The 22,039-nt window shown below is 67.2% G+C and carries 19 protein-coding genes; 11 read left to right on the top strand and 8 right to left on the bottom strand.

Annotated elements, in window-relative coordinates; genetic code table 11:
• Positions 1-45: 45 nt before the first annotated feature.
• Both AC1U2B_RS27490 and AC1U2B_RS27485 read right to left on the bottom strand, forming a co-directional pair.
• Entirely contained in the window at positions 46-528 is a 483-nt protein-coding gene (locus tag AC1U2B_RS27490; protein WP_043986520.1) for a DUF3052 domain-containing protein, read from the bottom strand.
• Between the two features lie 58 nt (positions 529-586).
• On the bottom strand, positions 587-1,129 hold the full coding sequence (locus tag AC1U2B_RS27485; protein WP_260971564.1) for an Rv2240c family protein: 543 nt from the start codon (positions 1,127-1,129) through the stop codon (positions 587-589).
• A 149-nt stretch (positions 1,130-1,278) separates the two neighbouring features.
• On the opposite strand from AC1U2B_RS27485, the gene aceE reads away from it, so the two are divergent.
• The 8 genes from aceE to AC1U2B_RS27445 all read left to right on the top strand — a co-directional run bounded on the left by aceE (position 1,279) and on the right by AC1U2B_RS27445 (position 11,658).
• Complete coding sequence (gene aceE, locus AC1U2B_RS27480; protein ID WP_071288162.1) at positions 1,279-4,068, top strand: pyruvate dehydrogenase (acetyl-transferring), homodimeric type; 2,790 nt, start codon at positions 1,279-1,281, stop codon at positions 4,066-4,068.
• 117 nt (positions 4,069-4,185) lie between these two features.
• On the top strand, positions 4,186-5,427 hold the full coding sequence (locus tag AC1U2B_RS27475) for a PucR family transcriptional regulator (RefSeq protein WP_480219271.1): 1,242 nt from the start codon (positions 4,186-4,188) through the stop codon (positions 5,425-5,427).
• A gap of 198 nt (positions 5,428-5,625) precedes the next feature.
• On the top strand, positions 5,626-6,546 hold the full coding sequence (locus AC1U2B_RS27470; protein ID WP_480219320.1) for an ACP S-malonyltransferase: 921 nt from the start codon (positions 5,626-5,628) through the stop codon (positions 6,544-6,546).
• Between the two features lie 60 nt (positions 6,547-6,606).
• Entirely contained in the window at positions 6,607-6,900 is a 294-nt protein-coding gene (gene acpM, locus AC1U2B_RS27465) for a meromycolate extension acyl carrier protein AcpM (RefSeq protein ID WP_133764648.1), read from the top strand.
• Complete coding sequence (gene kasA, locus AC1U2B_RS27460; RefSeq protein WP_480219270.1) at positions 6,897-8,147, top strand: 3-oxoacyl-ACP synthase KasA; 1,251 nt, start codon at positions 6,897-6,899, stop codon at positions 8,145-8,147. The genes acpM and kasA overlap by 4 nt, the downstream gene beginning before the upstream one ends.
• 25 nt (positions 8,148-8,172) lie before the next feature.
• Entirely contained in the window at positions 8,173-9,426 is a 1,254-nt protein-coding gene (gene kasB, locus AC1U2B_RS27455; protein WP_480219269.1) for a 3-oxoacyl-ACP synthase KasB, read from the top strand.
• Between the two features lie 38 nt (positions 9,427-9,464).
• Positions 9,465-10,892, top strand: a complete 1,428-nt coding sequence (locus tag AC1U2B_RS27450) for an acyl-CoA carboxylase subunit beta (RefSeq protein WP_043400516.1) — start codon at positions 9,465-9,467, stop codon at positions 10,890-10,892.
• A 121-nt stretch (positions 10,893-11,013) separates the two neighbouring features.
• The gene (locus AC1U2B_RS27445) at positions 11,014-11,658 is read left to right on the top strand and encodes a dihydrofolate reductase family protein (protein WP_480219268.1); all 645 of its coding nucleotides are present in this window, start codon (positions 11,014-11,016) and stop codon (positions 11,656-11,658) included.
• Positions 11,659-11,732: 74 nt separating this feature from the next.
• On the opposite strand, the gene AC1U2B_RS27440 is transcribed toward AC1U2B_RS27445, so the two are convergent.
• The gene (locus tag AC1U2B_RS27440; RefSeq protein WP_043400520.1) at positions 11,733-12,482 is read right to left on the bottom strand and encodes an SDR family oxidoreductase; all 750 of its coding nucleotides are present in this window, start codon (positions 12,480-12,482) and stop codon (positions 11,733-11,735) included.
• A gap of 87 nt (positions 12,483-12,569) precedes the next feature.
• Here AC1U2B_RS27440 and AC1U2B_RS27435 point away from each other — a divergent pair, with 87 nt between their 5' ends.
• Positions 12,570-13,451: a LysR family transcriptional regulator gene (locus AC1U2B_RS27435; RefSeq protein ID WP_480219267.1), complete on the top strand. Its 882-nt coding sequence runs from the start codon at positions 12,570-12,572 to the stop codon at positions 13,449-13,451.
• Positions 13,452-13,516: 65 nt separating this feature from the next.
• Here the strand turns inward: AC1U2B_RS27435 and AC1U2B_RS27430 are convergent, their stop codons facing one another.
• The 5 genes from AC1U2B_RS27430 to AC1U2B_RS27410 form a co-directional block, all read right to left on the bottom strand.
• Positions 13,517-14,800 (bottom strand): MFS transporter, encoded by a 1,284-nt coding sequence (locus AC1U2B_RS27430; RefSeq protein WP_480219266.1) that lies wholly within the window; start codon positions 14,798-14,800, stop codon positions 13,517-13,519.
• A gap of 65 nt (positions 14,801-14,865) precedes the next feature.
• Positions 14,866-16,065 (bottom strand): acyl-CoA dehydrogenase family protein, encoded by a 1,200-nt coding sequence (locus AC1U2B_RS27425; RefSeq protein ID WP_480219265.1) that lies wholly within the window; start codon positions 16,063-16,065, stop codon positions 14,866-14,868.
• Between the two features lie 2 nt (positions 16,066-16,067).
• Positions 16,068-17,201 carry an LLM class flavin-dependent oxidoreductase gene (locus tag AC1U2B_RS27420; protein ID WP_480219264.1) on the bottom strand — a complete coding sequence of 378 codons (1,134 nt, stop codon included), beginning with the start codon at positions 17,199-17,201 and terminating at the stop codon, positions 16,068-16,070.
• 199 nt (positions 17,202-17,400) lie between these two features.
• Positions 17,401-18,942: a glycerol-3-phosphate dehydrogenase/oxidase gene (locus AC1U2B_RS27415; RefSeq protein WP_480219263.1), complete on the bottom strand. Its 1,542-nt coding sequence runs from the start codon at positions 18,940-18,942 to the stop codon at positions 17,401-17,403.
• The gene (locus AC1U2B_RS27410) at positions 18,939-19,523 is read right to left on the bottom strand and encodes a TetR/AcrR family transcriptional regulator (RefSeq protein ID WP_480219262.1); all 585 of its coding nucleotides are present in this window, start codon (positions 19,521-19,523) and stop codon (positions 18,939-18,941) included. Before AC1U2B_RS27410 ends, AC1U2B_RS27415 begins: the two co-directional genes overlap by 4 nt.
• Before the next feature lie 50 nt (positions 19,524-19,573).
• On the opposite strand from AC1U2B_RS27410, the gene AC1U2B_RS27405 reads away from it, so the two are divergent.
• The gene (locus tag AC1U2B_RS27405) at positions 19,574-21,154 is read left to right on the top strand and encodes an FAD-binding oxidoreductase (protein WP_480219319.1); all 1,581 of its coding nucleotides are present in this window, start codon (positions 19,574-19,576) and stop codon (positions 21,152-21,154) included.
• Positions 21,151-22,038 (top strand): diacylglycerol kinase, encoded by an 888-nt coding sequence (locus tag AC1U2B_RS27400; protein ID WP_480219261.1) that lies wholly within the window; start codon positions 21,151-21,153, stop codon positions 22,036-22,038. The genes AC1U2B_RS27405 and AC1U2B_RS27400 overlap by 4 nt, the downstream gene beginning before the upstream one ends.
• Position 22,039: the final 1 nt, after the last annotated feature.

The following is a 22,039-nucleotide window of genomic DNA, read 5'->3' as shown; positions in this document are numbered from 1 at the left end:
TCAGGCTCGCGCCACAGGAAACCTGCGGGAGCAAACCCAACCGCACTAGTGCCGGCCCGCGGCCTTCGACTTGGGCTGCACCAGGCGACTGGCGATCCAGTCCCCGAGGTTGGCCGACGAGGTGACCACCAGGCCCGCCGTCGGCGCCGACTCGGCGATCTCGGCAGGCTGGACGTGGCCACTCTTGCCGGTCTTCGGGGTGACCACCCAGATCACACCGTCCTCGGCCAGCGGGGTGATGGCGTCCATGAGCCGGTCCACCAGGTCGCCGTCGTCATCGCGCCACCACAGCAGCACGACGTCCACGACTTCGTCGGAATCCTCGTCGAGAAGCTCTGCACCGCACGCATCTTCGATGTCGAGACGGATGTCGTCGTCGGTGTCCTCGTCCCAGCCCAGCTCTTGGACGATCTGATTTTTTTGAATGCCCAGTCTCTGGGCGTAGTTCGGCGCGTCCGCCGCGGCCACCGGTGTCCTCCTCTTACCTGCTGATATGCAGTCTGTGTGTGTGGAACCCAATAGTCGCATGCGACGACGATTCATTCGACGCAAGACACATCTTTGTTCGCCGAGATAAGCGCGAGATTTACCCGCACGCCGTCTCGGTCGACGACTTGGCTTCATTGAACGAGTCGACCGCCGCATTGAAATCAGAGGTCGACGCATTGGTACTGATCGCCGTGGCCAGCGTCTGGGCCGCTGCGGCCCAGCCGGCCAGCGCGGCTTTGAGAGTGTCCGACTGCACTGTCGTCGCACTCTTGGTCACCGAGTCGGCCGCGTGGTGCAGCGCGTCAACCGCGGCCTGCAACTTGGCGGCATCGGTGCCACCGGCGTTCTCGGCATCGACGTATGCGTTGACCGCCTGCATCGCCGGTTTACCGGTGTCGACGAAGACCTGGCACGCAGCCTGGGTCGCCGCGACCGAGGCACTCGACGAACTCGAACTGGCCGACGCCGCTGCCGACAACGACACCGAAGTTCGGTACGCCGCTGCGCCAGGCTGATCGACCGTGGAGCTGCCTTCTACGGACTTACTGCAACCGACGATCACCATGGCGGATACCGCCAGGCCCCCGAACGCCAGAGCGGCTGCGCGAAGCCGCGAGACACCTACCGCGCTCGTCACCATCAGCTGACCGTACAGGGTGATTCCGCCAATCATCGTCATCACAACGCGTACTCGCCGGTAGCCCACCCCGCCGCCTATCCTGCGGCACGATAGGTGGACGATTGGCAGTGCCAAAAGCACCGCCAAAATCGAATAGCAAGGAGTGGCAGTTGACCACTGAGTTCGTGCGCCAAGACCTGGCTCAAAACTCCAGTACTTCAGCCGAACCCGACCGGGTCCGGGTGATTCGTGACGGTGTCGCGTCATACCTACCCGACATCGACCCCGACGAGACCGCCGAATGGCTGGAATCGTTCGACGACCTGTTGGGCCGTTCCGGCCCGGCCCGTGCCCGCTACCTGATGCTTCGGCTGTTGGAGCGTTCGCGCGAGATGCGCGTGTCCATCCCCGCGCTGACGTCCACCGACTACGTCAACACCATCCCGACCGATCTCGAGCCGTGGTTCCCCGGTGACGAAGAGGTCGAGCGCCGCTTCCGCCGCTGGATCCGCTGGAACGCCGCCATCATGGTGCACCGCGCGCAGCGCCCCGGTGTCGGTGTGGGCGGCCACATTTCGACGTACGCATCGTCGGCGTCGCTGTACGAGGTCGGCTTCAACCACTTCTTCCGCGGCAAGAACCACCCCGGCGGCGGCGACCAGATCTTCATCCAGGGCCACGCCTCCCCCGGCATCTACGCCCGCGCCTTCCTCGAGGGCCGCCTGTCGACCGACCAGCTGGACGGCTTCCGACAGGAGCACAGCCACCCCGGCGGCGGCCTGCCGTCGTACCCGCACCCCCGCCTGATGCCCGATTTCTGGGAATTCCCCACGGTGTCAATGGGTTTGGGTCCGATGAACGCCATCTACCAGGCGCGCTTCAACCACTACCTGCACGACCGCGGACTCAAGGACACCAGCGACCAGCATGTGTGGGCCTTCCTCGGCGACGGCGAGATGGACGAGCCCGAGAGCCGCGGCCTGATCCAGGTCGCCGCCAACGAGGCGCTGGACAACCTGACGTTCGTCGTCAACTGCAACCTGCAGCGCCTCGACGGCCCGGTCCGCGGCAACGGCAAGATCATCCAGGAACTGGAGTCGTTCTTCCGCGGCGCCGGCTGGAACGTCATCAAGGTGGTGTGGGGCCGCGAATGGGACGCCCTGCTGCACGCCGACAAGGACGGCGCGCTGGTCAACCTGATGAACGTCACGCCCGACGGTGACTACCAGACCTACAAGGCCAACGACGGTGCGTACGTGCGCGACCACTTCTTCGGCCGCGACCCCCGCACCAAGGCCTTGGTCGACCCGATGACCGACCAGGAGATCTGGAACCTCAAGCGCGGCGGCCACGACTACCGCAAGCTGTACGCGGCCTACCGCGCGGCCATGGAGCACAAGGGGCAGCCGACGGTCATCCTGGCCAAGACCATCAAGGGCTACACCCTGGGCAGCCACTTCGAGGGCCGCAACGCGACGCACCAGATGAAGAAGCTGGCGCTCGACGACCTCAAGAAGTTCCGTGACGCGACGCGGGTGCCGATCACCGACGCCCAGCTCGAAGAGAACCCGTATCTGCCGCCGTACTACCACCCGGGCTCCGAATCGCCGGAGCTCCGCTACATGCTCGACCGGCGCCGGACCCTCGGCGGCTTCCTGCCGGAGCGGCGCACCAAGTCCAAGCCGCTGCCGCTGCCGGGCCGCGAGGTCTACAAGTCGCTGAAGAAGGGCTCGGGCAACCAGGCCGTGGCCACCACCATGGCGACGGTGCGTACCTTCAAAGAACTGTTGCGCGACAAGAACATCGGGCCGCGCATCGTGCCGATCATCCCCGACGAGGCCCGCACGTTCGGCATGGACTCGTGGTTCCCGAGCCTGAAGATCTACAACCGCAACGGCCAGCTCTACACCGCCGTGGACGCCGATTTGATGTTGGCGTACAAGGAAAGTGAGATCGGCCAGATCCTGCACGAGGGCATCAACGAGGCCGGGTCGACGGCGTCGTTCACCGCCGTGTCGACGTCGTACGCCACGCACGATCTGCCGATGATCCCGATCTACATCTTCTATTCGATGTTCGGGTTCCAGCGCACCGGCGACGGGTTCTGGGCGGCGGCCGACCAGATGGGCCGCGGCTTCGTGCTGGGCGCCACCGCCGGGCGCACCACGCTCACCGGCGAAGGCCTGCAGCACGCGGACGGACATTCGCTGCTGCTGGCTTCGACCAACCCCGCGGTGGTGGCGTACGACCCGGCGTTCGCGTACGAGATCGCGTACATCATCGAGAACGGTCTCGAGCGCATGTACGGCGAGAACTCGGAGAACGTCTACTTCTACATCACCATCTACAACGAGCCGTACCAGCAGCCGGCCGAGCCCGAGAACTTCGATCCCGAGGGCGTCCTGCGCGGCATGTACCGGTTCCGCGCCGCGCCGGAGAAGCGCTCGAGCAAGGCGCAGATCCTGGCGTCCGGTGTCTCGATGCCCGAGGCGCTGCGGGCCGCGGACATGCTGTCCGCCAACTGGGATGTGGCGGCCGACGTGTGGTCGGTGACCAGCTGGGGCGAGCTGAACCGCGACGGCGTGTCCATCGACCGGCACGCGCTGCGGCACCCGGACCAGCAGGCGCCGGTGCCGTACGTGACCGCCAAGCTCGCGAACACCGCGGGCCCCGTGGTCGCGGTGTCGGACTGGATGCGCGCGGTGCCCGAGCAGATCCGTCCGTGGGTGCCGAACACCTACGTCACCCTCGGCACTGACGGTTTCGGCTTCTCCGACACCCGTCCGGCGGCCCGTCGCTACTTCAACACCGACGCCGAGTCGGTGGTGGTGGCGGTACTGGAGGCGCTCGCCCGCGACGGCGAGATCGATCCGTCGGTGGCCGTCGCTGCCGCCAAGCAGTACCGGATCGACGACGTCTCCGCGGCCGAGGTGTCGTACGCGGACACCGGCAGCGCGTAGCCGTAATGCGCCGGCATGACGGTTTCTGACGAAAATCGCCCGATATACGTCAGAAACCGTCATCTCGGCGCAGCTGGATTGGCGTAACTCTCTAGAAATCAGGCGTAGCTTTTAGCTATGCCCGACAACACGGCCGGCAATCGGTTCGTTCCGCCCAAGTCGACGCTCGAAGTGCTCGAGAACGTGCCCGAGACGGTGCTGCGTCGCCTCAAGCAGTACTCCGGCACGTTGGCGACCCAGGCGGTACATGCCCTCGAAGAGCGGCTGCCGTTCTTCGCCGAACTGGAGGCCTCCCAGCGCGCCAGCGTGCATCTGGTGGTGCAGACCGCGGTTGTCAACTTCGTGGAGTGGATGCGCGATCCGAACAGCGACGTCAGCTACACCGCCGAGGCTTTCGAAGTGGTGCCCCAGGACCTGCGGCGCCGGATCGCGCTGCGGCAGTCGGTGGAGATGGTGCGGACCACCATGGAGTTCTTCGAGGAAGTGGTGCCGCTGTTGGCCCGCACCGAGGAGCAACTGACCGCGCTGACCGCCGGCATTCTGCGGTACAGCCGCGACCTGGCCTTCGCGGCCGCCAGCGCGTATGCCGACCAGGCCGAGGCCCGCGGCGCCTGGGACACCCGGATGGAAGCCAATGTCGTGGACGCTGTCGTGCGCGGCGACGTCGGCCCCGGACTGCAATCCCAGGCCGCGGCGCTGAACTGGGACGCCACCGCGCCCGCGACCGTCGTGGTGGGTTTCCCCCGGCCCGACCGGGCCGATCTGGCCAGCGAGGACGTGCACGACGTCGTCACCCGCCACGGCCGCGTCGCACTGTCCGACGTACACGGCACCTGGCTGGTGGCCATCGTGTCCGGGCAGCTCTCCCCCACCGACCGGTTCCTGGGTGAGCTGATGGCCGTGTTCGCCGACGCCCCGGTGGTGATCGGGCCGACGGCCGCCACGCTGGCGGCGGCGCATTACAGCGCCACGGAGGCCATCGCCGGGATGAACGCGGTAAGTGGGTGGACGGGCGCGCCCCGCCCGGTGCCGGCCCGTGAACTGCTGCCCGAACGGGCGCTATTGGGCGACCGTTTGGCCATGGCGGCCCTGGAACTCGAGGTGGTCCGGCCGCTGGCAGATGCGGGTCCGGCGCTGACGGAGACGCTCGACGCGTACCTCGACGCGGGCGGCGCCATAGAAGCGTGTGCCCGCAAATTGTTCGTTCATCCAAACACCGTCCGGTACCGGTTGCGCCGAATCGCGGACTTCACCGGCCGCGATCCCATGGTGCCCAGGGATGCGTATGTGCTCCGTGTGGCGTCCACAGTGGGCCGATTGAGCCGTCAGACACCCCAAAACAACCCACAAATCGCCTGATCAGAGCACCCGAACGTGGCCTACTGAGCGGTAACAAGCGACTCCGAGGGGTGATCCACATCGCAGCGAGGTCTCGCCAACGTTGCATAACGTGCGTTTTTGTAGACATTCCACAAAACTTTAAGACGAGGTTCATAATCTCTTACACGGCATAAAACCCGCTTCACAGTGTTTTCTTAATCCGTGCCTCAAACACCTGTGCTTGCGCTGCTTGCCCCCGGGCAGGGATCTCAGACGCCCGGGATGCTCACCGCTTGGTTGGAGCTGCCCGGCGCCGCTGACCGTCTGGCCACCTGGTCGGAGATCAGCGGCCTGGATCTGGCCCAGCTGGGCACCACGGCGACCGCTGAGGAGATCACCGACACCGCGGTGACCCAGCCCCTGGTCGTCGCGGCCACGCTGCTCGCACACGAAGAGCTGACCAAGCGCGGCCTGCTGGCCGGCGCCACCACGATCGTGGCCGGCCACTCTGTCGGCGAGATCGCCGCCTACGCCATCGCCGGCGTCATCTCCGCCGACGAGGCCATCAAGCTCGCGGCCACCCGCGGCGCGGAGATGGCCAAGGCCTGCGCACTGGAGCCCACCGGTATGGCCGCGGTGCTCGGTGGCGACGAGGCCGAGGTACTGGCCCGTCTCGAAGCCCTGGAACTGGTCCCGGCCAACCGCAACGCGGCTGGGCAGATCGTCGCCGCCGGTGCCGTCGCGGCGCTGGAGAAGCTGGCCGAGGATCCGCCGGCCAAGGCCCGGGTCCGCGTGCTCGCCACCGCCGGCGCCTTCCACACGCACTTCATGGGCTCGGCGCAGGAGCCGTACGCGGCTGCCGCGGCGACCGTGAGCCCCAGCGAGCCGACCACCACCCTGCTGTCCAACGCCGACGGCCAGCCGGTCGCCGACGCCGCGGACGCCATGACCAAGCTGGTCGCCCAGATGACCCGTCCGGTCCGCTGGGACCTGTGCTCGGCCACGTTGCGCGAGCGCTTCGACGGCCAGGAAATCACCGGCATCATCGAATTCCCGCCGGCCGGCACCCTCACCGGTATCGCCAAGCGCGAAGTCAAGGGTGTGCCGACCTACGCCATCAAAACCCCTGCAGACCTGGACGGACTCACCGAGTTCTGACAGCACTGTGCTCTAACGGCGCACCAATCCGGTGTGCCGGTTCAACTAAAAGAAGGAGCCATCGTGGCGAACCAAGAAGAAATCATCGCCGGCCTCGCCGAGATCATCGAAGAGGTCACCGGCATCGAGCCGTCTGAGGTCACCCCGGAGAAGTCCTTCGTCGACGACCTGGACATCGACTCGCTGTCGATGGTTGAGATCGCCGTTCAGACCGAGGACAAGTACGGCGTGAAGATCCCGGACGAGGACCTGGCCGGCCTGCGCACCGTTGGTGACGTCGTCGCCTACATCCAGAAGCTCGAGGAAGAGAACCCCGAGGCTGCGGCCGCGCTGCGCGATAAGTTCACGAAGTGACCAGGCCTTCCACTGCTAACGGAGGCTTCCCGAACGTAGTGGTGACCGCCGTGGAGGCAACCACGGCGCTCGCTGCAGACGTCGAGAGCACGTGGAAGGGCCTCCTGGCAGGCGAAAGCGGCATCCGTGAGTTGACCGACGACTTCGTCACCAAGTGGGACCTTCCGGTGCGTATCGGTGGCCACCTGGTCGATGACATCGAGAGCCAGCTGACTCGTGTCGAACTGCGCCGCAATTCCTATGTGCAGCGCTTGTCCCTCGTGGTGGCCCGGCGACTCTGGCAGAGCGCCGGTGCGCCCGAGGTCGATCCTGACCGTTTCTCGGTCGTGATCGGCACCGGTCTCGGCGGTGGCGAGAAGATCGTCGAAACCTACGACGCGATGAACGAGGGCGGCATCCGCAAGGTCAGCCCGCTCGCCGTTCAAATGATCATGCCCAATGGCGCGGCTGCGGTCGCCGGTCTTGAGCTCGGCGCCCGCGCCGGGGTCATCACTCCGGTGTCTGCGTGCTCGTCGGGTTCTGAGGCCATCGCCCACGGTTGGCGTCAGATCGTGATGGGCGACGCGGACTTCGCCGTCGTCGGCGGTGTGGAAGGCACCATCGAAGCGCTGCCGATCGCGGCGTTCTCGATGATGCGCGCCATGTCGACCCGTAACGACGAGCCCGAGCGCGCATCCCGCCCGTTCGACAAGGACCGGGACGGCTTCGTGTTCGGCGAGGCCGGCGCGATGATGATCATCGAGACCGAAGAGCACGCCCTGGCCCGTGGCGCCAAGCCGCTGGCCCGGCTGATGGGTGCCGGTATCACCTCGGACGCGTTCCACATGGTGGCCCCGGCAGACAACGGCCTGCGGGCCGGTGCCGCGATGAAGCGTGCACTGGAGACCGCAGGGCTGGACGCCAAGGACATTGACCACATCAATGCCCACGGCACGGCGACTCCGATCGGTGACACCGCCGAGGCCAATGCCATCCGGGTTGCCGGATGTCAGAACGCCGCGGTGTACGCACCCAAGTCGGCGCTCGGCCACTCCATCGGTGCGGTCGGTGCGCTCGAGTCGGTGTTGACAGTGCTCGCGTTGCGCGACGGTGTCATCCCCCCGACGCTGAACTACGAGACGCCGGATCCCGACATCGATCTCGATGTGGTTGCGGGCGAGCCTCGTTATGGCGACTACAAGTACGCCATCAACAACTCGTTCGGTTTCGGTGGCCACAATGTGGCACTCGCTTTCGGTAAGTACTGAGGCCAAGAAGGAAAGTCGCACGTAGATGTCTCCACTCTCGACGGGGAACGGCCTGCCCAACGTGGTCGTCACTGGCTTTGCCATGACGACCGCGTTGGCGACCGACGCAGAAACCACCTGGCAGAAGCTGCTCGCAGGAGAAAGCGGGATCCGCCTCCTCGATGACCCGTTCATCGAGGAGTACGACCTGCCTGTCCGAATCGGCGGCCACCTCCATGAGGACTTCGAGAGCGAGCTGACGCGCGTCGAGATGCGTCGGCTGTCGTATCTGCAAAAAATGTCGACGGTCATCGGCCGCCGTGCGTGGGAGAACGCCGGCGCGCCCAATGTCGACACCCGGCGCCTGATGGTGTCGATCGGCACCGGCATCGGCTCGGCCGAAGAGCTGGTGTTCGCCTACGACAACATGCGCCAAAAGGGTCTGCGCGGGGTATCCCCCCTGGTCGTGCAGATGTTCATGCCGAACGGCTCAGCCGCCGCGGTCGGGCTCGATCGCAAGGCCAAGGCCGGCGTCAGCACCGTGATCTCGGCCTGCGCCTCCGGGTCGGAGGCCATCGCCAACGCGTGGCGCAACATCGTCCTCGGTGAGGCCGATATCGCCATCTGCGGCGGTGTGGAAACCAAGATCGAGGCAGTGCCGATCGCAGGCTTCGCTCAGATGCGCATCGTGCTGTCCACCTCCAATGACAACCCGACCGGCGCCTGTCGGCCGTTCGACCGGGACCGCAACGGTTTCGTGTTCGGCGAAGGCGGCGCCCTCATGGTCATCGAGACCGAGGAGCACGCCAAGGCCCGCGGCGCCAACATCCTGGCGCGCCTGATGGGTGCCAGCGTGACCTCGGACGGCTTCCACATCGTGGCGCCGGACCCCAACGGTGAGCAGGCCGGACACGCCATGAGCCGGTCCATCCAGCTCGCGGGTCTGCAGCCGACGGATATCGACCACATCAACGCACATGCGACCGGCACCAGCGTCGGCGACGTCGCCGAGGGCGTGGCCATCAACAACGCCATGAAGGGCCACAAGCCCGCGGTGTACGCCCCCAAGTCCGCGCTGGGCCACTCGGTCGGCGCGGTAGGCGCGGTGGAGTCCATCCTCACCGTGATGGCGCTGCGCGATGGCGTGGTTCCCCCCACACTGAACTTGGAGAACCTGGATCCGGAGATCGATCTGGATGTGGTCTCCAAGGCTCCGCGGTTGGGCGACTACAAGTACGCAATCAACAATTCGTTCGGGTTCGGCGGACACAACGTCGCACTCACCTTCGGCCGGTACTGAGCGCCAAGCACAGTCCGCGAGATCAAGGAGATTAGAAAATGACGACCCTGGCACCTGAGGCGACGGCCGCCGAATCACTTGATCCTCGTGACCCACTGCTGCGCCTGTCGACGTTCTTCGACGCCGGCAGCGTCAAGCCGCTGCACGAGCGCGACAAGTCGGGCGTCCTGGCCGCCTCCGGCACCGTCAACGGCGTGCACACCATCGCGTTCGCCACCGACGGCACCGTCATGGGTGGCGCCATGGGCGTCGACGGCTGTGCGCACATCGTTCGCGCCTACGACACCGCCATCGACGAGCAGGCCCCCATCGTGGGCATCTGGCACTCCGGTGGCGCCCGTCTGGCCGAGGGTGTGCGTGCGCTGCACGCGGTCGGCCAGGTCTTCGAGGCCATGATCCGGGCCTCGGGCTACATCCCCCAGATCTCGCTGGTCGTCGGCTTCGCCGCCGGTGGTGCCGCCTACGGCCCCGCGCTGACCGACGTCATCGTCATGGCCCCTGAGGGCCGCGTCTTCGTCACCGGCCCGGACGTCGTCCGCAGCGTCACGGGTGAGGACGTCGACATGGTCTCCCTCGGTGGACCCGACACCCACCACAAGAAGTCCGGCGTGTGCCACATCGTCGCCGACGACGAACTCGACTGCTACGCGCGCGGCCAGCGCCTGGTCGGCTTGTTCAGCCAGCAGGGCCACTTCGACCGCAACAAGGCCGAGGCCGGCGACACCGACATCCGCGCCCTCATGCCCGAGTCGGCCCGGCGCGCCTACGACGTGCACCCGATCGTCGAGGCCCTGCTCGACGAGGGCGTCCCGTTCGAAGAGTTCCAGTCCAAGTGGGCGCCGTCCATCGTGGTCGGCCTTGGCCGCCTCGCCGGCCGCTCCGTCGGCGTCATCGCCAACAACCCGCTGCGCCTGGGCGGCTGCCTGAACTCCGAAAGCGCCGAGAAGGCCGCACGTTTCGTGCGCCTGTGCGACGCCTTCGGCATCCCGCTGGTCGTCCTGGTCGACGTCCCCGGCTATCTGCCCGGTGTGGACCAGGAGTGGGGCGGCGTGGTGCGCCGCGGCGCGAAGCTGCTGCACGCGTTCGGTGAGGCCGAGGTCCCCCGCGTCACGCTGGTGACCCGCAAGATCTACGGCGGCGCGTACATCGCCATGAACTCGCGGTCGCTCGGTGCGTCGAAGGTGTTCGCCTGGCCGGACGCCGAGGTCGCCGTCATGGGCGCCAAGGCTGCCGTCGGCATCCTGCACAAGCGCAAGCTGGCCGCTGTCGAGGACGCTGCCGAGCGCGAGGCGCTGCACGAAGAGCTGGCCCTCGAGCACGAGCGCATCGCCGGTGGCGTCGACTCGGCCATCGAGATCGGCGTCGTCGACGAGAAGATCGATCCGGCCCACACCCGGTCGAAGATCACCCAGGCCCTCGCCGAGGCCCCGGCCCGCCGCGGTCGCCACAAGAACATCGCGCTCTAGGGTTTTTTCCCCGGCGCCGAGTGGCCAGTTATTGCACGTATTCTTCAGAATTTCGTGCGATAACTGGCCATTCGCCGTTGATGGGCGATGAGTTCTGCCGGCGATGGGAGTCAGTACAACCATGACGCAACTGGTGAAAGTGCAGAACTTCAACGTCTCGGCGGACGGCTTCGGCGCCGGTATCGGGCAGAGCTTCGAGCGGCCCTTCGGCCACGCGGATCCGGGCGTGATGTTCGCCTGGGCCGGCGCGACCGCCAACTGGCCCAACCGCACCGAGCCGGGCGGCACGCGCGGCCTGGACGACTTCCTGGTCCGCGACTTCCACCACAACATCGGCGCAGAGATCATGGGCGCCAACAAGTTCAGCCCCTACCGCGGACCGGCCAACCTCGACTGGCAGGGCTGGTGGGGCGACGAGCCGCCGTTCCACACCCCGGTGTTCGTCATGACGCACCACCTGCGTCCGTCATTCACCTTGTCGGACACCACGTTCCACTTCATCGACGCGGGGCCGGCCGAGGTGCTGGAACTCGCCCGAGAAGCAGCGCAGGGCAAAGACGTTCGCATCGGCGGCGGAGCCACGACGGTCCGGGAGTTCCTCGACGCCGACCTGATCGACACCCTGCACGTGGTGGTGTCCCCCACCGTGACGCTCGGCGAGGGCTCACGACTCTGGGAGTCCCCCGACGAGCTGCTCGACCGGTACCACTGCGACGTGGTGCCCAGCTCCAGCGGCGTCATCCACCACTTGTTCTGGCGCCGCTGAATTTCACCCGCGAGCAGACGTAAAACTGTCGAAAACCAGTGGTTTTCGACAGTTTTGTGTCTGCTCGGCGGCTGTTACCGCGTCGTGTAACCACCGTTGGCGAAGATGGTCTGGCCGGTCACCCAGTGCCCTTCGTCGGCGAGGAAGACGACCAGCGGCACGATGTCCTCGATGAGGGTCAGCCGGCCGCCCATCGCCTGCGACTTGTGGAACGCCACACGCTCCGGGGTCTCCTGGCCGTAGAAGAACGGTGTGTCCATGGGCCCGGGGCCGACGTTGTTGACGTTGATCCCGCGCGCCGCAAACTCTTTCGCCGCGGCGCGGGTGAAGTGCTCGACAGGGCTCTTGGCGCCGGCGTAGGTGCTGTACCCGTCGGTGAACGCCGCCAGCAGCGCCGTCACGATGGTGATGACCGATCCGCCGTCGTTCAGCCGGCGACCGGCCTGCTGCAGGAAGAAGTACGCGGCCTTCGCGTTGATGTCGAACATCGAATCGTATTCGGCCTCAGTCGTTTCCACGATCGGCTTGCGCAGCACCTTGCCGACGGTGTTGACCGCGATGTCGACGCCGCCGAACGCTTCGGCCGCCGCGTCGAACAGCTTCTCCACGTTGCCGGGGATGGTGAGGTCGCCCTGGACCTTGATGGCCTTGGCGCCCGAGCCCTCGATCGCGGCAACGGTCTGGTCGGCGTCGGCCTCGGTGGCTGCGCTGTTGTAGTGCACCGCGACATTGACGCCGCGCGCGCCGAGCGTGGTGCTGATCAGACCGCCCAGGTTCTTGGCGCCGGCGGCGACGACTGCTGACTTGCCTTCGAGATTGCTCATGAGGCCCACGCTAGCCACGCCAAACCACAAATAGAAACGAATCTTTTCTACCTATCCACAAGCAATAGTTGTAGATAGGGTGGCGGCATGACCAGGCCGTATCCCGATCTGCGCCGGCTGCAGCACTTCCTCGCGGTCGCCGATGCCGGCGGTTTCACCCGCGCCGCGGATCAGCTGCACCTCAGCCAGCAGGCCCTGAGCAGCTCCATCCGACAACTCGAAAAGGAGCTGGGTGCAACACTTTTCGATCGCGACGGCCGGCGGGTCACGCTGACGCCCGCAGGCCGGCAACTGCACAGCGACGCGCGCACTCTGCTCGCTGCCGCCCACACCGTCACCGATCACGTGCAGCAGGCGGCCAGCGCCGCGCGGGAGAACTACGTCGTCGGGCATACCCCCGCGCTCGACAGCATCGAGGCGTACGCGCTGCTGGAACCGGTGATCGACGCCTTCGACGACGTGTCCTTCACCTTCCGCCAGATGTTTCCGGATCAGCTGTCCCCTGCGCTACTCGACGGAACGATCCAGCTCGCCCTGCGCCGCGGCGTGGTGCCGGACCGCAACCTCGCCACCGCGGTGCTCGGCTATCACCCGGTCCGCGTGGCCGTGCTGAGTTCGCACCCGCTGGCGCAGCGCGACGCCGTCGACCTCACCGACCTGGCCCACGAACGGATCGCGCTCTGGGCACCGCCCGGCGCGTCCTACTACAGCGACCTGCTGCTCGGCGCCTGCCGACGGGCCGGCTTCGAGCCGGACTACGTGATCAGCCGCGTCCAGGGCGCGGCGACGGTGGCCGCCCCGCTGACGACGGGCGCCGCGGCGTTCGTCACGCATCCGGTCGGGCCGACCGTGGACGGCAGGGTGACGGTCGTCGACCTGCAGCCACCACTGCTGGTACCGGTGCAGGCCATGTGGCAGCGACACACGCATTCGACGATTCGCGACCTGTTGCTCACCCAGCAGCCGTAGCCCACTGGCCAGTTGTGGCACGCGTTCATTGAAAACCCTTGCGATAACTGGCCATTCGGCGCTGTTTAACCGATGGGTGCCACCAGAGCCTCGTCGGCGAGGTCGTCGAGCTCCTTGCCCTTGGTCTCGGGCCCGAACAGATAGCCGACGATGGTCAGCAGCCAGATGGCCGACAGCGCCAGATAGGGCGTCTGTACGCCGTAATGACCGATGGCCCAGCCGACGACGGTCGGCGCGGCGATCGACGCGATGCGGCCGCCGCCGACGGCGACGCCAAATCCCGTGCCACGCAGCACTGTTGGGAACAACTCGGAAATGTACGCATCCCCGACTCCCCATAGCCAGCCGAGGGTGGCGATGGATATCGCTCCGTAGATCTGGTATTCGGCCAGCGAATCCGAGGTGGCCGCCAGGATCGCGGAACCAGCCTCGATGACGGCGCCGAGAATCGCGGAAGGACGGCGCCCGAATCTGTCGGCCAACGCGGTACCGATGAAGACGAAGACGACCTGCAGCAGGAAGAACACCAGGGCGTAGCGAATTGCATCGGTGGTGGACGCATGGAACCTCTTGACGATGTACGTCGTCAGAAACAGGGTGGAACCCCAGTAGCCGACCGCGTTGGCCGTGTAGATCAGCCAGCCCACGATCAGCCGCCGGCGTACACCGGGTAGCTGCCACAGTTTTGCCCTCGGGATGCGGTGCAGCTTCCGCGCCTCGTTGACCTCGGTGTAGCGCGGCGATTCGGTAATACCCTGGCGGACAAGGAACAAGATGATGGCCGGGACGATGGCGACGATGAACGCCGATTGCCAGCCGTAGCGCGGCACCAGCACCAGCGCGACGGCCGCCGCGAGGACGTAGCCGAGCGAGAACAGCGAGAAGATCACCCCGCCCACACCGATTGCCCGCGTCTTGGTCGGCCAAACCTCGGCAGTGTAGGGGGCACCGACCGCCAGCTCGCCGGCGCCACCCACACCGGTGAGGAAACGTAAACCGGTGAAGGCGGCCAGGTTTGTGGTGATGCCGGCCAATGCCGTGGTGATGCCGTAGAGCAGGATCGACGCGCCCAGGGTGGCCTTGCGTCCCCACCGGTCGGCGGCAATACCGAAACCGATGGTCCCGATGGTGTAGCCGACCAGGAAGATCGACCCGATGTAACCGGCCTGGGCTTCGGTGATCTGCAGGGTCTTCTTGATCTCGGGCAGGACCAAGCCGTAGATGTTCACCGCGTAGGAGTCAAAGCCGTACCCAAGTCCCGCCGTCACCGCGACATACAGCGCCGGCTTGAACGGTTGCGATTTCAGCGGAGGCGAATCAACTTGTGCCTCTTCCAGATTCGCGGCCATGTGGCGACGCTATCGGGTACCTGGCAGCGCCTGAACATTCAGAATCCGCCGGATCGCAAGTGCACTCAGATCTGCCCGTGATTCGGCGGTGCCACACCGGAGAGTTCCCACGCGCCGATGTGGTGGTACTTCCAGTCGACGGGGTCGTGCACGCTGTGGGTCCGCGCGTTACGCCAGTGCCGGTCAAGATCATGGCGGCGGTCGGTTCCGCTCGCGCCGGTCAAAGCGAAGAGTTGACTGGCGACGTCGACGGCCACTTCGCTGGCGAAGGCCTTGGCCTGCGCAACCGCGATCGAGCCGTGCGCGGCCGCGTCGGGATCGGCGACGTCGAGCCCGATGTCTTCGAGTTCGCCTGCGGCCCAACGCAGTAGCTGGGTCGACGCGCGGGTCCGGGTGGCGAGTTGACCGAATCGCAGCAGGATGTGCGGATCGTCGCTGGCGGCGTTGGCGCCGCCGTAACGCACCGCCTCGAAGAACGGGCGACTCCGGGTGCGGACGAACTCGGCGGCATCGGCCAGGGCGCCCTCCGCGATACCGGCTTCGATGGCGGTGTGGACCAGCTGGGCGCGGGCGCCGAGCAATTGCGGTTTCTCGAATGCCGACCAATAGGGCACCACCAGGTCTCTGTCGATCGCGACGCCATCCAAGGTGGTGGTGCCACTGACGGTCGAGCGCTGCCCCATGGCGGCCCAGTCTTCGTCGATGGTCACACCGGGTGCGTCACGTTCGACGAACGCCAGCACGAGACGACCGTCGGGATCGAGCGCGCTGGCTGCCAGCCAGCGAGCGGTGATGGCACCGGTGCAGTAGTACTTGGTGCCATCGACTCGCCAGCGCGTGCCGTCGCTGATCAGGCGAGTCTTGAGATCCTGGGCGTGGTGGCCACCACGCTCGGCGAGCACCGGGGCGATGCGCGCGCCTTCGACGACAGCGGGCAGGATTCGGGCTCGCTGCAGTGGCGTGCCGAGGAGGCGCAGGATGTCTACGGCGAGGTAATGGCCCTGCGGAGTCTGGGCAAGGGCCGGATCGGCTGCCGCGACGATCCTGATGACCTCAGCCAGCGTCCGAGGCCCCAGCCCGTCTCCGCCATCGTCGACCGGCACCGTGATGGCCGGCAGGCCCAGGTCCTCGAACTCCGCGACTTCCGCGCGGGGCACAGCGCCGACCCGGTCACGTTCCACTGCACCGGGTTTCACCGCTGCCGCGAACTCTTCCGCGACGGCGACGACGTGCTCGTGCGTCCTGGGAGCCCGGGTTCGCACCATGCTCAGGAGTGCCGTTCAGCGAGCAGGCCACGCTCCGCGAGGATGGGGGTGACCCCCTCGCCGACGGAGTAGGCCTCTTCCAGGTGGGGATATCCGGACAGGATGAACTCGTCGATGCCGAGCTCGTGATACTCGGCGATGCGGTCGGCGACCTGCTCATGACTGCCGACCAGCGCGGTGCCGGCGCCGCCACGAACCAGTCCGATGCCGGCCCACAAGTTGGGTGACACCTCCAGGTTGTCGGTCCGGCCGCCGTGCAGGGCAGACATCCGCCGCTGACCCTCTGACTGCGAGTTGCGCTGGACCTGCTGGGCGCGACTGATGCTCTCGGGATCAAGGCCCGCCAACAACTTGTCGGCCTGTGCCCACGCCTCCTCTTCGGTGGGGCGGCTGATGACATGCAGGCGAATCCCGAACCGCAGTTCACCGGCCGCCAGCCGCGCTCGACCCAGGTTCTTGACCTGGTGGCGCACCGCATCGAGCTTCTCGGCGACCTGAGCAGGTGGCTCACCCCAGGTCAGGTACACGTCCGCGTGTTCGGCAGCCACTTCCAGCGCCTCGGCCGAGGAGCCGCCCAGGTAGATCGCTGGCCAGGTCTCGGCAGGAATGATGGTCGCGTTCTCCACAGACAGGTGCTTGCCGGTGAAGGTGACCGGCTCGCCGGACCACAGCTGCCGCAGGATCGTGAGGAATTCGGCGGCCCGCTCGTAGCGCTCCGCCTTGCCGAGGTAGTCACCGAAGCGGCGCTGCTCGACGTCGTCGCCGCCGGTGACAACGTTGAGCAGCAATCGGTTCCGCGAGATTCGCTGGTATGTGGCGGCGGCCTGGGCGACCAACGTCGGCGCCTGCAACCCCGGCCGGAAGGCCACCAGGTATTTGAAGCGTTCAGTCCGTTGGGTCAGCGCCGCCGTGAACACCCAGGCGTCCTCACACCAGCTACTGGTGGGGGTCAATGCCCCGGTGAACCCGAGCTTCTCGGCGGCACCGGCCACCAGGCTCAGGTAGTCGAGGTCGGGAGCTCGGTCCGCGCCGAAGGCGTCTGCCCGACTCCCTGCCGCACCCACCGCGTTGCCAAGGCTCAGGTCCGTGCGCGAGTCACCATTGGTCGGCAGGAACCAGTGCAGAGTGATTGCCATCTGCGAAATGTAAAGGCAAGCAGTGCCACCGGATACCGGCCCCGAATCGGCCTGAGTTGCCGCGAGAGGCTTGACCACCGGACGTGTCGCCGAATCCGCAAAAATCATGCTGATTCCAACGCACCCGATCCGGCGGATCGCACGGGACCATGCCGAAGGAAATTTCGGCGACCGTACGCCGGCGTCAGACGCGCGACCCTTAGATGAACTCCTGCGCCACGGCAGCGACGCGATCGCGATCGGCGCCGACCAACCCGATGCGGGTCCGACGGTCCAGGATGTCGTCGGCGGTGAGTGCGCCCTCGTGGGTGACGGCGTATTCGAATTCGGCTCGGGTGACGTCGATTCCGTCGGCCACCGGTTCGGTGGGACGGTCACACGTGGCGGCGGCGAAGACATTCGATGCCTCGGCGCCGTAACGTGCCACCAGCGATTCGGGCAGCGCCGCAACATGATTCACCGACACCGGGTTCTCCGGGGCGCCGACCAACGGCAGGTTCCGGGTCCGGCACTCCCCCGCACCGAGCCCGCGCAGCGCCACCGCCCGATCCAGCACATCCTCGGCCATGTACCGGTATTCGGTCAGCTTGCCGCCGATGACACTGAGCACGCCGTCAGCGGATTCGACAACGGCATGGTCGCGCGAGACATCGGCGGTGTTGCCCTCGCCGGTGTCGATCAGCGGCCGCAGCCCGGCATAGGCGCCCAAGACGTCGTCGGGTCCCAGGCTCGTCGCCAGGGCGGTGTTGACGGTGTCGAGCAGGAACGTGATCTCGGCCGAAGTCGGTTCCGGCACATCGGGAATGGGGCCGGGTGCGTCTTCGTCGGTGAGACCGAGGTAGACGCGGCCGAGCTGCTCGGGCATCGCGAAGATGAACCGGTTCAGCTCACCGGGGATCGGAACCGTCAGGGCCGCAGTCGGATTGCCGAATGCCGCGGCATCGAACACCAGGTGGGTGCCGCGGCTGGGCCGCAATTTGATCGCGCTGTCGAGCTCGCCGGCCCACACACCGGCGGCATTGATCACCGCGCGGGCGGCCAACTCGAACGACTCGCCGGTGAGCTGGTCGGTCAGTCGCACCGAGGTCCCGGTGGCATCCGATGCTGCCACGCGGGTCAGGATGTGGGCACCGTGCTGGGCGGCAGTCCGCGCCACCGCGGCGACCAGGCGGGCGTCGTCGATCAGCTGGCCGTCGTAGGCGAGCAATGCGCCGTCGAGGCCATCACGACGGACCGCGGGCACCAGTTCGGCGGCACGCCTCGCGTTGACGCGGCCCGACCGCGGCAGGACCGAGGCCGACGTGCCGGCCAGCCGGCGCAGGCCGTCGCCGGCGATGAAGCCGGTGCGCACCAAAGCCCTTGAGGCCCGGTTCATCTCGGGCAGCAGCGGCACGAGCTGCGGCATGGCGTGCACGAGGTGCGGCGCGTTGCGGCTCATCAGGATGCCGCGCTCGATGGCACTGCGCCGGGCAATGCCCACGTTGCCGGTGGCGAGGTAGCGCAGGCCGCCGTGGACCAGTTTGGAACTCCAGCGACTCGTACCGAAGGCGAGGTCGTGCTTCTCCACCAGCACCGTCGACAGGCCGCGACTGGCCGCGTCCAGCGCGATGCCGACACCGGTGATGCCGCCGCCGATGACGACGACGTCGACCCGGTCACCGTCGGCCAGAGCCGTCAGCTCGGCGGTACGCCGGGCGGCGTTGAGGGAGCTGCGGCGGGCCGCATCAGGAGCACTGGTCATGGCTTCAGGTATCCGTTCAGCGAATGAGCAAGTTCGATGTCCAGGGCGGCGACGTCGAGGACGGGCGCGACCATCTGCGCCGACTGGATGGCCGACTGGACGATCAGCAGGCACATGGCGGCGAGCTGCTTGGGGTCGCCGGGGCGGACGCTGCCGTCGGCTTGCGCCGTGGCCAACGCGCCGGCCAGCACTTCCAGCAGGATCTGCTGGCTGGTGCCCATCCGCTGGGCGATGTAGACCATCGCCAGCGCAGGTGCGCTGCTCAGCACCGACATGATGACCTCGTCGTCGCGCAGCCGCTCGGCCATGCCGACCATCCGCTTGACGATCGCGTCGCGGTCAGCGCCGCTGACGGCGACCTCGTTGAGCGAGTTGGTGATTCGCGTCGTCAGCAGCGCCGCGAGGATCGCCTGGGTATCCGGCCAGCGCCGGTACACCGTCGGCCGGCTGACCCCGGCACGGCGCGCGATCTCGGCCAACGTCACGCGATCCACCCCGAAGGCGATCACGCAGTCGGCCGCAGCGTCGATGATTCGGGCATCCAGGGAATCCCGAGATTCATCGTTACTGATTGACATCATGTGTAATACTGTAACGCATGACCGCAACACGTGACCACCTCGAACCGCCGATGAAGTGGAACGCCTGGGGTGACCCTGCTGCCGCCAAGCCACTGTCCGACGGCATCCGCGGCCTGCTGACCGCGGCCCTCGGTATCGACGCCAACCCGGTCGACGAGCTCGAGGCCGATCAGGTCACGTTGCGTCCCCCTGCCCTGACCGACGCCGACCGCGTCGCGCTCGCGGCCATCGTCGGCGATGAGTTCTGCCGCACCGACGCTCACGACCGCCTGCTGCGCGCCGGCGGCAAGTCGACGCTGGACCTGCTGCGCCGGAAGGACACCGGCGAGCAGGATGCGCCCGACGCGATCCTGTTGCCGGGCAACGAAGAACAGATCGCGGCCATCCTCGGCTACTGCACCGAGCACCGCATCGCGGTCGTCCCGTTCGGCGGCGGCACCAGCGTGGTCGGCGGAGTCGACCCGATCCGCGACGGCTTCAACGCCGTTGTCTCGCTCGATCTACGCCGCCTGGACCGGCTGGTCGCCATCGACAAGGAGACCGGCGAAGCTGAGCTCGAAGCCGGCGTCACCGGCCCGCAAGCCGAGGAACTCCTTGGCGCGGAAGGCTTTTCTCTCGGCCACTTCCCGCAGAGCTTCGAATTCGCCACCATCGGCGGGTTCGCTGCGACGCGGTCGTCGGGGCAGAACTCCGCGGGCTACAGCCGGTTCGACGACATGGTGCGCGGCCTGACGGTCGTCACCCCGGCCGGCGTCCTCGACCTGGGCCGTGCGCCCGCATCGGCGGCCGGTCCCGACCTGCGTCAGCTGATCGTCGGCTCGGAGGGCACCTTCGGCGTCATCACCCGCGTGCGGGTGCGCGTGCATCCGGTGCCCGAGACGACCCGCTACGAAGCGTGGTCCTTCCCCGACTTCGCCACCGGCGCGGCGGCATTGCGGGCGGTCGTCCAGACCGGCACCGGCCCGACGGTCATCCGACTGTCCGACGAGGTCGAGACCGGCATCAACCTGGCGACCACCGAGAGCATCGGCGAGCAGACCATCACCGGCGGCTGCCTGGCCATCACGCTGTTCGAAGGCACTGCCGCACACACCGAAAGCCGCCACGACGAAACCCGCGCGCTGCTGGCCGCCCAGGGCGGCACCTCGCTCGGCGAGGCCCCCGCCCGCGCCTGGCAGCACGGCCGGTTCGGCGCCCCGTACCTGCGTGACTCGCTCTTGAGCGCCGGCGCGCTGTGCGAGACCCTGGAGACCGCGACGACGTGGTCCAACGTGCCCGCGCTCAAGGCGGCCGTCACCGAGGCGCTGACCACCTCGCTTCAGGAAAGCGGCACACCGGCTCTGGTGATGTGCCACATCTCGCACGTCTACCCCACCGGTGCCTCGCTGTACTTCACCGTTGTCGCCGGCCAGCGCGGCAACCCCATCGAGCAGTGGCGCGCGGCGAAAACCGCTGCGTCCGAGGCGATGGTGCGCTGCGGCGCCACCATCACCCACCACCACGCGGTCGGCGCCGACCACAAACCGTGGATGACGGCCGAGGTCGGCGAGCTCGGTGTCGAGGTGCTGCGCGCGGTCAAGAACGTGCTCGATCCCGGCGGAATCCTCAACCCCGGCAAGCTGATCCCGTGAGGATCACGCTGCTGACCAACCCGGCGTCCGGCCAGGGTCGGGGCTCCGCGGCAGCCCAGCGGGCCGTCGCACGACTGCAGCGCCGCGGCGTCGACGTGGTCGAGCTGATCGGATCCGATGCCGCCCACGCCCGTCAACTGCTCGACGAAGCACTGGACCACGGCACCGACGCGGTGGTGGTGGCCGGCGGCGACGGCATCATTTCGCTTGCGCTGCAAGCACTTGCACAGGGCGACGTGCCACTGGGGATCATTCCCGCCGGCACCGGCAATGACCATGCCCGTGAATTCGGGATTCCCCGGGACGACCCCGAAGCCGCCGCGGACATCGTCGCGACGGGCAAGACCCGGACGATCGACCTCGGCCGGATCGACGGATCGAATGGCACGGTGCGGTGGTTCGGCACGGTGATGTCGGCGGGATTCGACTCGCTGGTCACCGACCGAGCCAACCGGATGACGTGGCCGCGCGGCCGGATGCGCTACAACGCGGCAATGCTGGTCGAACTGTCACAGTTGCGGCTGCTGACGTGCCGGGTGAGCTTCGACGGCGGCCCCGAGACCGAAATGCCGATGACCCTGGCGACATTCGGCAATGGCCGAAGCTACGGCGGCGGCATGCTGATCTGCCCGGGCGCCGACCTCAACGACGGCCTGCTCGACGTCACCATGGCGGCTTCGGCTTCACGGACCAAGTTGATCCGGCTGTTCCCGACGGTGTTCAAGGGCACGCACGTGCACCTCGACGAGGTGACCACGCGGCGGGCACGCACGGTAACCATCGACGTGCCCGGGATAAACGCCTATGCCGACGGCGAATTCGTCTGCCCGCTGCCGGTGACGGTGTCCGCGGTACCGGACGCGCTGCGGGTCCTGGTTCCGTAAC

The organism is Mycolicibacterium sp. P4_G11 (assembly GCF_056555145.1).
The sequence above is the reverse complement of the archived record's forward strand: the minus strand, read 5'-3'. Positions and strand labels throughout refer to the sequence as shown.